The sequence below is a fragment of the Rhodococcus sp. DK176 genome (assembly GCF_038447315.2).
Lineage (GTDB): Bacteria > Actinomycetota > Actinomycetes > Mycobacteriales > Mycobacteriaceae > Rhodococcus_F > Rhodococcus_F jostii_A.
In genome coordinates, this window is the sequence record NZ_CP118321.2 from 160,839 (window position 1) to 177,236 (window position 16,398).

Sequence of the window (16,398 nt, forward strand, 5' to 3'; positions counted from 1 at the left end):
CTCGCGCATCTCCGGGGACAGATCGCCCATCCCGGTCTTTCCGAGGTAATTGAAGACGACCTGGGGCGGGTCGAAGCCCGCGAGAACGGTGGCCGTCGCCGGATTGAGGTACCGCAGCAGTCCGTACCCGACGCCCCGGTCGGGGACCGCCAGGAGTTGCTCTTTCACCGCCTTGATCGCGGCGCCGGCGGACGCGCCGCCGACGAGTGCGTCCTGTGTGTCCACCCCCTCGAGGGCGAGCCGCACCGGATAAACGCTGGTGAACCAGCCCACGGTACGAGACAGATCGGCGCCCGGCACGACCGACTCTTCGCGGCCGTGACCCTCGAGCGTGATGTACGCAGAGGCGGCGGGCACCCCGCGCGCACGGCGCCATTCGGTGAGGGCCACCGCGAAGCCGGCAAGCAGCGAATCACCGACAGAGCACCCGAATGCCTCCGGCACGCGGGCCAGCAGCGTGGCCGTTATCTCGGTGGACAGCTCGACGTGCAGCTCCTGCGTGGTCGAGGTCCGGTCCCGCACCGGATCGAGAGCCCTGCCGCCGAGGAGCGGGTCCGCAGCGTCGACAACACTTCGCCAGTAGTCGAACTGCGCGACGGTGGACGGCTGACGGGCAGCCTCCGACAACCCGTGCGACCACCGCCGCAACGACGTACCGACCTCCGGCAGGTTCGGAGCGTGACCGGCCGCGACGGCACCTCCCGCCGCAACGAGGTCCGGCACGATGATCCGCCAGGACACACCGTCGACGACCAGGTGATGCGCAACCACGAGGAGCCGCCCGGGCCGGGTCGCACCACGATCCAACCAGACGAACTGCGTGAGCACCGGGGTCTCGAAGTCGAACCGGTCGGCCGCGGCGGAGAGTTCGCGGTCGATCAGCGCATCGAACGCTGCGTCGCCGAGGTCGGGATTCACGGACACCGTCGTGACCAGTCGATCGGCGTCGACGGCACCGGTGGGCAACACCGAGTGACGCACGTCCGCACCGTCGCGGACCAGCCGGGACCGCAGCGCGTCATGCCTGTCGAGCACCGCCTGCACCGTCGCCACGATGTCCGATCGCTCGATCCCGGTCGGCAGCGTCAGTAACACGGACTGCGAATACCGGCCCACCGAACCCGACCGGTCGAACAGTGATCGGACAACCGGTGTCAACTCGACGTTTCCCACGCCGCCACCCGCCAGTTCGGCGAGCGCGAGTCGATCCGCCGACGCGACGGTAACCACTTCGGCGAGCGCGGCAATGCTCTTGCGCTCGAACACGTCCCGTGGGGTGAATACGATCCCCGCGGCCTTGGCTCGCGAAACCAGCTGGATCGATACGATGCTGTCGCCGCCGAGAGCGAAGAACGAGTCGTTCACCCCCAGGTCGTCGACGCCGAGCGCCTCCCTGAACAAGGCCGCGAGTGATTCCTCCATCGGAGTACGTGGCTCCACTCGATCGACCGCGACGTCACCGACGGCCGGGGCAGGCAACGCCACTCGATCCAGTTTGCCGCTCGCGTTGAGCGGGAAGGCGTCGAGCGTGACGAACCCGTCCGGAACCATGTATTCGGGCAGCCGACTCGCGGCATACGCCGTCAGTGCCTCTAGGTCGACCCTCGTGCCCGCACGTGCGACGAGATAGGCCACCAATTGTTCGCTCGCCGCTCCGGAGTACACGGTCACGACCGCCTGGGCAACCGAGTCCGCCGACTCGAGTACCGCCTCGATCTCACCGAGCTCGATCCGCAGTCCGCGCAGCTTCACCTGGAAATCGTTGCGGCCGAGGTATTCCAATTCGCCCCGGCCGGTCCAGCGAAGACGGTCACCGGTCCGGTACATCCGAGTGCCCGGCGCGTCGAAGGGGTTCGCCACGAACCGTTCGGCGGTGAGGTCGGGCCGTCCCGCGTATCCGCGAGACACCTGCGTGCCGGCCAGGTACAACTCACCGGTCACCCCTGCAGGACTGGGGTGGAGCCGCTGGTCCAACACGTAGGCTCGGGTGTTCCACACCGGTGTACCCACGGTGACGATGGCCGAGTTCGAGGTGTCCACCCATGAGGTGGTGGAGGCGGCCGCGACCTCCGCGGGACCGTATGCGTTGAGGACGGCAGCGTCGGAGACGGCCGCGAACCGCCGCGCCACATTGACGGACAGTGCCTCGCCGCCGACGAACACGGTACGCAGCGACGAGAACCGGGACGGCGCGATCACGTCGGTGAAGACGGCGAGCATCGACGGGACGAAATGTATCGCCGTGATCTGCTCGGTATCGATCAGTTCCGCGAGGTAGTCGGGATCCTTGTGTCCGTCCGGTTCCGCGATCACGACGCGTGCGCCCACAGCCAGGGGCCACAACAGTTCCCAGAGTGATGCGTCGAACGACTGTGGTGTCTTGACGACAACCCGATCGGTCTCGTCCAGCGCGCAGAGAGACATCAGGAACTCGAAGTGGCTTCCGAGACCGGCGTGCGAGACGGCCACTCCCTTGGGTCGGCCGGTCGAACCCGAGGTGAAGATGACATACGCGAGGTTGTCGGCCGCGAGAGGCCGCAGCCGGTCGCGGTTCGTCACCGGGGCATCGTCGAACCGGTCGAGTTCGAGACCGTCGATCGGGAGAACCCGGACTCCGGAGTCCGACTCGAACTCGCCTCGAACTGCGGTCAGAACGAGAACCGGGTGGGCTGCCTCGATGACATGGGCCACTCGCTCCGCCGGAAGGTCGACGTCGAGTGGCACGTACGCCGCACCACTCCGCAACACGGCGTGCAGGGCGATCAGAAACTCGATCGACCGGCGGGCTGCGACCGCGACGGTGGTTTCGGTTCCGGCGCCTTCGGCGATGAGTTTGCGGGCCAGCCGGTTGACCCGCGAGTTGAATTCCCGGTACGTCACAGACACGTCGCGGTACACCACCGCCACCGCATCAGGCGTCCGTGCCGCCTGCTCGTCGTAGCGGGCGAGGTAGGGGCGCCCGCTCACCTCCACGTCCGTGGCGTTCCATTCGCGCAGTACGCGAACCAGTTCCCGTTGATCCAGCACCGGCAGGTCCCCCACCGCCGTGCCCGGATCGGCCAGCGCCGCCGTCACGATCCGCGCGAAACGGTCCGCGAACGACTCCACCGTGTCGCGGTCGAACAGATCGACCGCATACGTGAACGCACCGGTGAGACCGGACACGGTGCCGCGCTCGTCGCGGATCTCGGTGAGCGTCACGTTCAGATCGAATTTCGCGATCTCCGGATTCATCTCGACGGCGCTCACCGTCAGACCCGGTAGTTCCAGCACTCCCGGTTCGAAGTTCTCGTATGACAGACCCACCTGGAAAAGTGGGTGACGGGCTGTGGACCGCGCGGGTTCGAGTACCTCCACGAGACGCTCGAACGGCAGATCGGCGTGCGCGAACGCGGCGAGGTCGAACTCCCGCACCTGCGCAAGCAGGTCGGCGAATGACAGGTCACCGGACACTCGAGCGCGCAGGGTGAGAGTGTTGACGAACATGCCGACGAGGTCCTGCAAAGAGGGTTCGGCACGACCGGCGACGGGCGTGCCCACGGTGACGTCCACCGCGTTCGACAGCCGTGAGAGCAGAACCGACAGCGCGGCGTGCCACACCATGAACGGCGTGGCAGCGGAGCGGGCCGCGAGGTCGGCGACGGCTTTCGCCGTGGCAGCGTCGACCGAGAACGGTACCGTCGCACCCGAATTCGTCGGCATGGCTGGGCGGGGCCGATCAGCAGGCAACTCCAGCAGGTCGGGGATGCCGTCGAGCGCCGCGGACCAGAATTCGATCTGCTCGGTGGCCTGTGACCGACCGTCGGTCTCGTCGCCGAGGAACTCCGCCTGCCAATAGCTGTAGTCCGCGTACTGCACGTCCAACGGCGGCCACGACGGTGCCCGCCCAGCCGTACGCGCCGTGTAGGCGAGCAGGATGTCACGTGCGAGCGGGGCCATCGAGGATCCGTCGGCGGAGATGTGGTGCACCACCACGGCGAGCACGTACTCATCGACGGACAGTCGTAGCAATGCCGTGCGCAGCGGCACCGCGGACGTGACGTCGAAGCCCTCGGTGGCGAGCTCCACGAGTCGCGTCGGCAGCTCGGCCTCGGTGATCGGCTGCACGTCGAGATCGAGGGGCACCTCGTCGGCGCCGACGATCACCTGATGTGGGCCGTCCGTCGAGTCCGGATACAGGGTGCGCAGGGACTCGTGACGCTCGAGGACGTCGCGAATCGCCGAACGCAGGCCGTCACAGTCGAGAATGCCGGACAGCCGCAGGGCGAAGGGCATGTTGTAGGCGGCGGATGCGGTATCGAACTGGTTGACGAACCACATGCGACGTTGTGCCGGGGACAGCGGAATCCGTCCGGCGCGCGTGGCGGCGACCAGTGGGGCGCGCGGTGTCGTCGGCACTGTTCCCTCGATGCGCTCCGCGAGCGCCCCGACGGTGGGGGCATCGAACAGGTCACGCAAGGCGAGCGGCGCACCCAACTCGGCCCGAATACGCGAGGTGACCCGCGTCGCGACAAGGGAGTTACCGCCGACGTCGAAGAAGTTGTCCCGGAGGCCGATACGGTCGAGACCGAGAACCTCGGCGAAGATCTCCGCGAGGTTGGCCTCGACGGACGTGCGCGGGGCCACGTACTCCGTGCCGGAACCACCGAATTCAGGTGCGGGCAGGGCCTGACGATCGAGCTTTCCACTTGTATTGAGCGGGAATTCGTCGACGACCATCAGCGCCGCCGGAATCATGTACGCCGGCAGGGACGCGGCCGCGCACTCTCGAAGTCGCGTGGTATCGAGGTCGTGTCCCGGCTCGGGCACGACGTACGCGACGAGGCGATCGCCGGTGCCGGGATCGGAATGGACCAGCACGGCAGCGCTGGTGACCGACGGTTGTGCCCGCAGGACGAATTCGATCTCGCCGAGCTCGATGCGCTGACCTCGGAACTTGACCTGGAAGTCGGTGCGCCCGATGTATTCGAGGGCGCCCGCCGACGTCCATCGCACGAGGTCGCCGGTGCGGTACATACGCAGGCCGGGAGTAAACGGATTGGCCACGAACCGGTCCGAGGTGAGATCGACGCGGCCGAGGTATCCCCGGGCGAGCTGCTCGCCCGCCAGGTAGAGCTCACCAGCAACGCCGGGGGGAACTGGGTGCAGACGCGAATCGAGAACGTAAACCTGGGTGTTCCACTCGGGCACGCCGATCGGCACCGTGCCGGCGACCGTGGTCGCGGTGTCCCAGTACGTGACCGAGACTGCCGCCTCGGTGGGCCCGTACAGGTTGTGCAGTCCGGCATCGGACAGTGCCCGGAACCGCGTGACGGTCTCCGGGGGCAGCGCCTCGCCGATCACGAAGACGTGCCGAAGAGTGCTGCACGAGGTGATGGGCACGGACGCGACGAAGGCGTCGAGCATCGACGGCACGAAGTCGGTGACGGTGACACCGTGCTCGTCGATGACCCGAGCGAGGTACTCGGGGTCGCGGTGACCGTCCGGGGTGGCCAGCACCATCGTGGCGCCCGTGTGCAGGGGCCAGAAGTAGCCCCACAGCGATACGTCGAAAGTGGTTGCGGTCTTCTGCAGCAGCACGTCCCGTTCGGTGAGCGCGTATTCCGACTGCATCCACAGGAGCTGATTGACGATCCCGCGGTGCGGCACCGACACACCCTTGGGCCGACCGGTGGAGCCCGAGGTGTAGATGACGTACGCGGGGTTGTCGGGGCGGAGTGGTGCCAGTCGGTCGGAGTCGGTGACGGGTCCGCCGGAATAGGAATCGAGCGCGATCCGATCGATCTCCACGAATGACTGACCCGCGGGAAGTGCGCCGCGGTCGGCCGAGGTCGTGAGCACGCAGACGGGCTGTGCGGAGTCGAGCACATACCCGATCCGGTCCGTCGGGTGGTCGGGATCGACCGGCACGTAGGCACCGCCGGCCTTGACGATCGCGTACATGCCGACCAGCAGGTCCGGTGAGCGCCGCATCGCCAGCCCGACGCGGGATTCGGGTCCCACTCCCCGGTCGATCAGGTAGCGCGCCACACTGTTCGCGCGGCAATCGAGTTGGGAATACGACAGCGTGACGTCTCCGAACACCACCGCGACCGCATCCGGGGTGCGGGCAACCTGCGCGTCGAACAGCTCGGGCAGACACATCGCAGGCACGCGGTGCGCGGTGTCGTTCCACGTGCCGAGAAGACGGTCGCGTTCGGCGGCGTGGAGCAGGGGCAGATCACCGACCACCGTCGCGGAGGAAGCCGCGACCGAGCGCAACAGGTTCGCGAATCGCTCGGCCATCGACGCTACGGTCGACTCGTCGAACAGATCGGTGGCGTAATCGAAGCCGGCCGCGAGACCACCCGGCATGCCCGCCCCGACGAACCGTTCGGTGACGGTCAACTGGAGGTCGAATTTCGCAACATGGACATCGATTTCCGCCGCCGCGACCTCGAGGCCTGGAAGTTCGACGGAGGTCGGCGCGGTGTTCTGGAACGAGAGCATGACCTGGAACAGCGGATGACGCGCGGCGGACCGGTCGGGGCTGAGCACCTCCACGAGGCGCTCGAACGGGACGTCGGCGTGGGAGAACGCGGCAAGGTCGGCGTCCCGGACCCGGTCGAGAACCTCCTCGAACGTGTCGCCCGGCTCGGCGGTCGCACGAAGCACCAGGGTGTTGACGAACATGCCCACCAGGTCGTCGAGCGCCTCCTCGCCGCGTCCGGCGACCGGGGTGCCGATGACGATGTCCGTCCCGGCGCCGAGGCGATGGAACAGCACCACGAGGGCTGCGTGGGTGACCATGAACAGCGTGGTGCCGGTGCTCTGCGCCAGATCGACGAGACGCCCGTGGACGTCGGCCGTGATCGTGAATTCGACACGACCGCCCCGATGCGACATCTCGGCGGGCCGCGGCCTGTCGGCGGGCAGCTCGAGCATCTGAGGCACTCCGGCGAGCGCCGACTGCCAGTGGGCGATCTGCCGCGCGGACACGCTGTCCGGGTCGTCTTCCGAACCCAGTAGTTCACGCTGCCAGAGGGTGTAGTCGGCGTACTGCACCGGGAGGGGCGCCCAGGTGGGCGCGTGACCGGCGACGCGCGCCGCGTATGCGACCATCACGTCGGCGGCCAGCGGCGTCATGGACCAGCCGTCGGCGGCAACGTGATGAACCACGAGGACGAGAACGTGCCGGTCGGGCGTCTCCCGGAACAGCCCGGCGCGCAGCGGCGTGTCGGTGGTGAGGTCGAATCCGGCACCGCCGAGGGCCGTCACTGCGGCGGTGAGCGACTTCGCGTCGACGTCGATCGGATCCGTCTCGGCCAGCACGCTCACGACGGGCACGACCAGCTGGTGGGGTCCGTCCGGGGTGTCGGGGAAGACGGTGCGCAGCGCCTCGTGCCGTTCCTGGACATCGCCGAGTGCCGCTCGCAGGGCTTCCCGGTCGAGTGCGCCGGTGAGCCGAAGGGAGATCGGCAGGTTGTAGGCGGGCGACGCCGTGTCGAACTGGTTGAGGAACCACATGCGTTGCTGCGCAACGGAGAGCGGCACGTGGTCGGGTCGTTCCCGCGCCTCCAGCACCGGACGCGAGTCGGCCTGCGGGCCGGTGTTCGCCGCCGGGACCGCCAATTGCGACACCGACGGCGACTGGAAGAGGTCGCGGACCCCGATCCGCACACCGAGGGCGGTGTTCACCCGGGACACGACCTGGGTGGCCATCAGCGAGTTGCCGCCGAGTTCGAAGAAGCTGGTGTCGACGCTCAGTTCGGGCAGGCCGAGGACGTCGCGGAAGATCCCGAGGAGGATCTCCTCGGTGACCGTTCTCGGGCGCACGATGTCGGCCGAGCGTGCGGCGAATACCGGTGCGGGCAGGGCGTTGCGGTCGAGTTTGCCGGCCGGGGTCAGCGGCAGCGAATCCAACATCATGATCGACGACGGCACCATATACCCGGGAAGACGCTCCCCGACGAACTCCGACAACACCCGGGTTTCGACGTCGGTTGCCGGCACCGGCAGCACGTACGAGACCAGGCGACTGCTCCCGCTCCCGTCGTCATAGCCGACCGTGTAGGCGAACTCCACCACCGGATGCGCAGTCAACGCGGCGTCGATCTCACCCAATTCGATCCGGAACCCCCGGATCTTGACCTGGAAATCACTGCGGCCCAAAAACTCCAGAACCGGAGGCCCGTCCGGGGCGGTCACCCAGCGGACCACGTCACCCGTGCGGTACATCCGACCGCCGGTGCCGAACGGACTCGCCACGAAACGCTCCGCCGTCAGCCCGGCCCGGCGCACATACCCGCGAGCCAGGCTGGAGCCGAGGACGTAGAGTTCGCCGCGCACCCCGGCCGGGACCGGACGCAACCGGTGGTCGAGGACGACGAGATCGACACCCACGGTCGGTGACCCGACGGTGACCGGCTGCCCGGGCACCATCGGTCCGGTAGCGGACGACATGATCGTGGTCTCACTCGGACCGTACGCATTGACCATGATCCGGCCCGGCGCCCACCGCGCCACCAACTCCGGCGGGCACACATCACCCGCCACCACTACCGTTCTCAGATGGTCCAGACCGCGGTGATCGAGCGACGCCAAGGCCGCCGGCGTGCAGAACGCATGCGTCACCCGCTGCTCGGCCATCAGCTCCGCCAACTCGGTGCCACCGTAAATCGTGGTCGGCGCCACCACCAGGGTCGCACCCGCACACACCGCCATCACCAACTCGAACACAGAGGCATCGAAGCTCGGCGACGCGAAATGCAGCACCCGCGAACCCGACGACACCACCAGACGGTCACGCTCGTCCGCCGCCAGATTCACCACACCCCGGTGCGTGACCGCCACACCCTTCGGCCTGCCCGTCGACCCCGACGTGTAAATCACATACGCCGGGTGATCGACCGACAACGCCCGCGTCCGATCGGTGTCCGTGACCGCATCCGGGGGATACGCCGCCGCGGTCGCCCGAAACTCGTCGTCGTCCAACACGATCCAGTGCGTGCACTCCGGCAGACCATCCCGCAACGCGGCGGTGGTGATACCGATCGGCGCACCACAATCCTCCAGCATGAACGCGATGCGGTCGGCCGGAAGGCTCGGATCGACCGGAACGAACGCCGCGCCCGCCTTCGCCACCGCCCACACGCTCGACACAGACTCCCGCGACCGCGGCAACGCCAACGCCACCATGACCTCCGGGCCGACCTGGAGGTCGATCAGTAGCCGCGCGAGCCGGTTCGACGCTTCGTCCAGGGCGCGGTAGCTCAGGGTGTCGGCGGAGGAGATCCCGTGCCCGGGTGCGACGAGTGCGTCCCCGTCCCGGTTGCTGCGGACGGCACCCCCGAGGAGGTCGGGCAGAGTGACGGGTGCGAACCCGGCGCGGCCGGAAGCCGGAACGAGGGTGCGGCTCTCGTCGTCGTCGAGGATGTCGAGGTCGCCGACCCGTCGAGGTTCATCGGTGTCGGAGGTCAGGAACGCGCCCAGGAACCGGGTGAAGCGGGTGTGATGGGCGCGGAGGGTGCCTTCGGAGTACAGGTCGGGGTTGGCCTCGAAGTCCAGGTTGAGGCTGGTACCGGCGACTCCGTGATAGACGTTGACCGCGAGGTCGGTGATCGGACCGGTGGACAGCAGTTCGAGCCTGCCGACGATGCTGCCGAGGGTGATCTCGTCGTGGAACAGCATGACGTTGATCAGGGGACCGTAGAAGCCCTGGTGCTCGGTGGCGGCGTCCCGCCGGATGTCGATGTGCGGATAGCGCTGGTGGCGGAGTGCCGCGGTGACTTCCAGCCGGACCGCCGCCACCAGGTCCGCGTTCGTCATGTCCGGACGGACGTGCAGGTGCAACGGGACCACATTGGAGACCATGCCGCCGGAGCGGCGGAGCAGCGCGGTGGTGCGGGCGGTGACGGGCAGGCTGACCGCGACCTCTTCGCGTCCGGTCATCCGGGACAGGTACGCGGCGAACGCCGCAATGACCTCGAACGCGGTCGACGAGTCGTGACGATCCGTCGCGGCCTCGAGGTGGTCGACGAGGGTCCCGGGGATCTGCCCACCCGCCGTTCGGCTTCGTGCCCGTGCGGGCGCGGAGCGCTCGACGAGGCTGTGCGTTTCGCCGATGGTGGATACCCGCTCGGACCAGTACTCCTGGTCGGCGCGGTAGCGCGGCGAGATCCGGTAGTCGTCGTCGACCCGGGCGACGTCGGTGAGTGCGGCGGCCTTGGACGGTGCGGCGGTGCGCCCCTGCACGGCTGCGGTGTACAGCTGCGTAGTCCGGTCGATGAGCGTCATCGATCCCATGCCGTCGAGTGCGACGTGGTGGACACGGCTGTACCAGTAATGACGATCCGGCCCGGTGCACAGGACCGCCGAGGTGACGAGCCGGTCGCGGCACACGTCGAGCGGAGTGGTGTACTCCTGCCGCATCCACTCCTTGGCCGCCGCCCGCGGATCGGGCTCGCGCTGCAGGTCGACGAACCTGACCGACGCGTCCAGGGTCGGATCGACCAGCTGATAGGGAACTCCGTCGACCTCGACGAGGCGGAGGAAGGCGGAGCCGAGTTCGCGGCCGGCGGTGATCAACGACTCCGACAGCAACGCCACGTCGAGGACACCCACCAGTTCCACGCACTGCGCGATGGTGACGGGCACCTCGGGATCGAGCTGCTGGGCGAACCACATCCCCCGCTGAGCGGTGGAGAGTGGGAATGCACCGTCCGGAATACGATCCACGGCGGTGACATCACCACTCGGCACAGCGTCGACCACCTTGTTCGTCCTCTTTCCCACTACGGCGGTGGGCACGACACCCACCGGCCACCCACGGAAACTCATAGTGACCTGCGAACCTGGGAATTTACCGAACCTTACCCGGGAGTACGCTTCAAGTTCCTATCGGACGTACGGTTCAAACCGTTTCAGCCCGTCTCAAAATGTGGACTGACCGCGCATTTGCCCATGGGTATCACGTTTCAGAGCATCTACCCCAGCACTGCCCCACTGCTTCTGTCGAAGGAATGGGGCAGCGGTTGGTACCCGGGTGCTACCTCGCTGCCGCACCCTTGAGCTTGGCGATCCGGTTCCGCAGCCCCCACTGCGTGACCTTGAGGAGCGCCTCGCGAACGATCCCGCCGCTCATCTTCGATTCGCCGATCTCTCGTTCGGTGAACGTGATGGGAACTTCGCGGACGTCGAAGCCCTCCTGAATTGCCCGCCATGCGAGATCCACCTGGAAGCAGTAGCCGTGCGACTCCACCGCGGCGAGGTCGAGCTTCTCGAGCACCTCACGGCGGTACGCCCGGTATCCGCCGGTGATGTCCTTGATCTTCACGCCCAGCGCGAGCCGCGAGTAGATGTTCCCGCCGCGCGAGAGCCACTCACGGTGCTTCGGCCAGTTGACGACCGTGCCGCCCGGCACGTACCGCGAACCGAGTACGAGGTCGGCGCCGGCGTCCACCTGGTCGAGTAGGCGATGCAACTGCTCGGGCGCGTGACTGCCGTCCGCGTCCATTTCGACGAGGACGGTGTAGTCGCGGTCCAGACCCCAGTGGAAACCGGCGATGTACGCGGCTCCGAGACCGTTCTTCTCGGTGCGGTGCATCACGTGGATGCGACTGGCGTCGTCACTCGACGCGAGGGCGTCCGCGACGTCGCCGGTGCCGTCCGGGCTGCCGTCGTCGACGACGAGAACATGCGTCCGCGGCAGCGCCGCATGCAGGCGACCCACGATCAGGCCGAGATTCTCCCGCTCGTTATACGTCGGAATGATCACCAGAGTCCGTGCGCTCGGTGCCCCGCTCTGCCCGGAATCGGTCTCCGATGCCATGAGGATCCTCCCTGCCGGCAACTGCCGGCGCCTTCTCGGTACTGCGTTGAATCAGTGTGCGAACTGTGCGTCGTCGTTGCACCACGGCGAACGCGACGGCAGCGACGGCGCCGACACAGAGAAGAACCTCCGGAATCGGGCCGAGCCGACTTGCCAGCGTAGTACCGGTGCGCAGCGGCACCTGTGACACCAGGGCCGCGGGTACGAAAAGTGAGGTTTCCGCCGCCGTGGACCCGTCGGGGCCGATGATCGCGCTCACACCGCTGGTCGCGGCGACGACGACGGCGCGGCCGTGCTCCACGGCCCGCACCTGCGACATGGCGAGCTGCTGGTAGGTCATCTCGGTGTCGCCGAACGTGGCGTTGTTGGTGGGGACGGCGAGCAGTTCGGCGCCGCTGCGCACCGACTGCTCGAACGCCCGGTCGAACGCCACCTCGTAGCAGGTCGCGACGCCCACGGCGATCCCGTCCGCGTGGACGACGCCGTCACCGTCGCCGGGAACGAAGTTGCCCGCCCGGTCGGCGTACGCGGAGAAGTGCCGGAAGAACCCGCGGTACGGCAGGTACTCGCCGAACGGCTGGATGATCTTCTTGTCGTGCTGCTCCTGTGGTCCCGCATCGCCGTCCCACACGATCACCGAGTTGGTGGTGGTGCGGTCGGAGTTCACCAGCACCGCGCCCACCAGAATGGGCGCACCGATCGCCTCGGACGCCCGGGAGATGTCGGCGGCGGCGTCGGCGTTGCGCAGGGGATCGATGTCGGACGCGTTCTCGGGCCAGACGACGAGGTCGGGCTGCGGCGCCGCGCCCGACGCGACATCGTCGGCGAGTTCGAGGGTGCGGTTCACATGATTGTCGAGGACCCGCTTGCGTTGGTCGTTGAAGTCGAGTCCGAGCTTGGGGACGCTGCCCTGGATCGCGGCGACGGTGATCGTCCGGTCTCCCGAGTCCATGCCCGGCAGTGTCGGCCACAACGCGAGCGACACGACGGTCGCGGCGAGGGCGGCGACCAGGCCGCCTGCGAGCGGCCGCGTCCAGTTCGTGGCACCGCTCGCCCGGGCCCGCACCGTCACGGCGACGGATGCCAGTCCGGCGCCGGTCAGTGCGACGGCGAAGCTGAGCAGCGGGGCACCGCCGATGCTCGCGAGCGGCAGGAACCAGCCCTCCGACTGGCCGAACGCCAATCGCCCCCAGGGGAAGCCGCCGAACGGCACGCTCGCGCGCAGCCATTCGGTGAGCGACCAGCACGCCGCGATCCACAGCGGGGCCCAGCGGAGCCGGGAGACGAGCACGGCGAGCACCCCGAACAGTCCTATGTACAACGACTCGACCGCGGCGAGCGCAAGCCACGGGAGGGCTCCGACGAACACCCCGATCCACGGGAGCAGCGGCACGAGGAAACCGAGTCCCGCGAGATACCCGTAGCCGAAACCCGCGCGCAGTCTCGGTGCCGCACCCCCGGCTCCGGTGAGGATCAGCGTCAGCAGGGCGATGCCGATGGGTGCGAGGAACCACAGGGGCCGGGGCGGAAAGCCGGCGAACACGAGGAATCCCGCAGCCACCGACAGGACGGAACGCACCAGCACGCCGAGCTTTCCGATAGTCCAGCGAGGTGTGGTGCTACCGCTCATGGACGACGCTCCCCCGGTGCACCGAACGCAGCAGGACCGGTGCGGGCGCGTCGTCCTCGAGCCGCGGCAGGGCCGGAACCCGGGACCGGGGATCGGTCGACCACCGCTGCACGGAGTCCTTGGGCGCGCTGACGACGAGTTCCCCGGCATCCCACACGGCGTACGACGCGGGCGCTCCCGGGTCGAGCGTCCCGGCGAGACCGTCTCGGACCCCGCCTGCCCGCCATGCACCCCGGGTGGCCGCCGAGAACGCCGCGCGGGGGGAGATCCCGCTGCCGGGGGTGCGGTGATGGACGGCCGCGCGCAGCATCGCCCAGGGGTCGACCGGGGTGACGGGCGCGTCGGAGCTCAGCGCCAGCGACACCCCGGCTGAGGCGGCGGCGGCGAACGGGTTGAGGGTGAGGGCACGCTCGGTTCCCAGGCGCTGCGCGTACAGGCCGTCGGTGCCACCCCACAGGGCGTCGAACGCGGGCTGGACGCTGGCGATCACACCCCATTGCGCGAGCCGCGCCGCGTCGTCCCCGGTCATCATCTCGACGTGTTCGAGTCGGTGCCCGGCCTTCGCGACCGCGGGCCCGCCCAGGTCGGCGGCGACGACGGCGAACGCGTCGACCGCGGCCCGGACGGCGGCGTCGCCGATGACGTGGAACCCGGCCTGGATTCCGGCGATCGTGCAGGCCCGCACGTGGGCGGCGATCTCGTCGACTCCCAGGTAACTCTTGCCGGTGCCGCCGTCCAGATCGGCATAGGGTTCGCTGAGCCACGCCGTGTGGGAGCCGAGGGATCCGTCGATGAACAGGTCGCCGCCCAGCGCGTGGGCGCCGGTGGTGTTCAGCAACTTCCTGGCCTCGTCGGCGTCGGTGACCGCCTCACCCCAGTAGCCGCGGACCTCGACGCCGTGCGGGGTGGCGAGGAGTTCCCGGAAATCGTCGAGTCCGGCGATGTCGGGCCCTCCGCACTCGTGCACAGCGACGATGCCGCGGGAGGCGATGGCGTCGAGTGCGGCGGTGCGGGCGGCGGAACGCTGCTCGGCCGTCAGCAGCGAGCGCGCGACGGTGCGGGCGGCGTGGTGCGCCTCGAACGTCAGCGGCCCCTCCGGCGAGAACCCGGCGGTGTCGCTCAGATCCGGGACCGACTGTCGCAGGGCGGTCGAGCAGACCGCCGAATGGACGTCGATCCGAGACAGATACACCGTGCGCCCGGGTGCGGCCTCGTCGAGCTGCGCCGTGGTGGGACCGGCGCCTTCCGGCCACGCCGATTCGTCCCAGCCGTGTCCCCAGATGACCGCGTCGCCGTGGGTGCGGGCGAAGGAGGCGAGCCGGTCGAGGCATTCGCGAAGCGACCCGACACCGACCAGATCGAGCCCGACGATGTTCAGGCCGAGCGCCGTGACGTGCACGTGGGTGTCGACGAAGGCCGGGGTGACGAACGCGCCGCCGAGGTCGACCACGTCGGCGCCGGGATGCAGCGCGCGGGCCGCGCGGTCGTCGCCGACCCACGACACGACGCCGCCGGTCACTGCCATCGACGTGGCGTCTGGTGCAAAGGAACTGTAGATTCGGCCGCCGACCAGCAGTTGTGTAGTCACAGGCAACCAGTCTGCCTGTTAGGGCAGAACGTGGGGATCACGGGTCGGGGTTCGGGGTTCCTCGTCGATCACTTCGCCCTCGAAGACCTCGTCGACCACCTCCCCTTCGATCACCTCGCCGCGACCGCGTCGGGGTGCCCGCGCGAAGGCCTCCGCCCCGGCCGCGACGGTCGCGGCACGCCGGCCTGCCAGCAGGACCACGACGGGCCGAAGGGCCCACCGGGTGGGGGGAACGAGGAAGAGCAGACCGAGCACCGACGTGACCAGGCCGGGGACGAACATCAGCGCGGAGCCCAGTGCGACGAGCGCGCCGTCCGCGACCGCGGCACCCGGAGAGCCGTCGCCGCTCGCCGCCCGGCGCAGGCCGTCCATCACACGACGCCACTGCGACCGCATCAGCAGCAGTCCGATCAGCGTTCCACCGAGCAGGAGGAGCACGGTCCACAGCACGCCGATCGCGTGACCGACCAGGACGAGCGCGGCGATCTCCACCACTACGTACAACAGGAACAGTGCGGCGTACATGACGCCCCCTTTCGGACGGCCGGGTTCATCGAGGGTCTGGGGTCAACCGTCTGATCGTTCAACGCTCGACGGCGCAGTTTTTCTCCCGGCCGGAGATATCGAAGCGCTCACAATGCTAACCCTCAAGTTGACATTGAGACTCTGCGCATGATGCAGTTCACTGCGATGGGGGTCTTCCGACCCCGCGCACAACGAGGAGCCGATATGACTCGTTCCACCGTCTTCCGCCGAGCCGCAATCGTTCTCGCGTCCGCAGCCGCCTTCGGCATGCTGTCCACGGGACCGGCATCCGCAGCACCGGTCGCCGACTTCGCGAAGGGTGCCGCCGAACTGCAGGCGCTGGCCACCGAGGTCTCCCCCGCCGCGACCGCCGCCGTGGACGCCCTTCTCGGCGCCAGCGTGTTCATCCCGAAGGACGTGCTCGAGGTCGGACTCACCACACCACAGGACTTCATGTACCCGTCCCCCACCCTCGGGTGCGGCGTCGCCGACAAGCCCGCGACGGTCACGCTGGCGAGCGCCCAGGGCGGACCGAACCTCTTTCCCCAGATCTCCCCGAACCAACTCCGATTCCAGGCCGTCCCCGCCTACGTCGCGATCCCGCAGTCGTCCGATCTCAGCGTCGCCTGGATCAACCTCACGACGTTCCAGGGCGGGATCGTCAAGCTCGACGACAAGCTGCCGCTCATCAATACCCCGTTGCTGTCCAAGGTCGTCGACACCGGCAAGGGAACCGTTCTCGCGACGATGTTCGGCACGGTCGGCTACGCCGACTCCGTGACGTGCACCGTGGTCCCGACCGTCGGCACCTTCACCGTCTAGCCGCAGTTCGCTTCCCCACCCGCC

The 16,398-nt window shown here is 68.5% G+C and carries 6 protein-coding genes (1 of these 6 cut by a window edge); 1 reads left to right on the forward strand and 5 read right to left on the reverse strand.

The features are described from left to right. The 5 genes from PSR88_RS00650 to PSR88_RS00670 form a co-directional block, all read right to left on the reverse strand. Positions 1-10,818, reverse strand: the start of a protein-coding gene (locus PSR88_RS00650; protein ID WP_029539649.1) for a non-ribosomal peptide synthase/polyketide synthase. Its footprint begins 20,301 nt before the window's first position; the window shows 10,818 of its 31,119 coding nt (coding positions 1-10,818); the start codon lies at positions 10,816-10,818; its stop codon lies beyond the left edge, outside the window. A gap of 208 nt (positions 10,819-11,026) precedes the next feature. Continuing rightward, positions 11,027-11,809 (reverse strand): polyprenol monophosphomannose synthase, encoded by a 783-nt coding sequence (locus PSR88_RS00655; RefSeq protein WP_029539648.1) that lies wholly within the window; start codon positions 11,807-11,809, stop codon positions 11,027-11,029. Continuing rightward, positions 11,736-13,439: an apolipoprotein N-acyltransferase gene (gene lnt / locus PSR88_RS00660; RefSeq protein ID WP_016884220.1), complete on the reverse strand. Its 1,704-nt coding sequence runs from the start codon at positions 13,437-13,439 to the stop codon at positions 11,736-11,738. The genes PSR88_RS00655 and lnt overlap by 74 nt, the downstream gene beginning before the upstream one ends. Then, a complete protein-coding gene (locus PSR88_RS00665; RefSeq protein ID WP_016884219.1) occupies positions 13,429-15,033 on the reverse strand; it encodes an amidohydrolase in 1,605 nt (534 codons plus the stop codon). Before PSR88_RS00665 ends, lnt begins: the two co-directional genes overlap by 11 nt. A 12-nt stretch (positions 15,034-15,045) precedes the next feature. Then, complete coding sequence (locus PSR88_RS00670) at positions 15,046-15,552, reverse strand: FxsA family protein (protein ID WP_009472693.1); 507 nt, start codon at positions 15,550-15,552, stop codon at positions 15,046-15,048. A 204-nt stretch (positions 15,553-15,756) separates the two neighbouring features. Between PSR88_RS00670 and PSR88_RS00675 the strand changes: the two genes are divergently transcribed. Then, a complete protein-coding gene (locus PSR88_RS00675) occupies positions 15,757-16,374 on the forward strand; it encodes a hypothetical protein (protein WP_011593467.1) in 618 nt (205 codons plus the stop codon). Positions 16,375-16,398 lie beyond the last annotated feature (24 nt).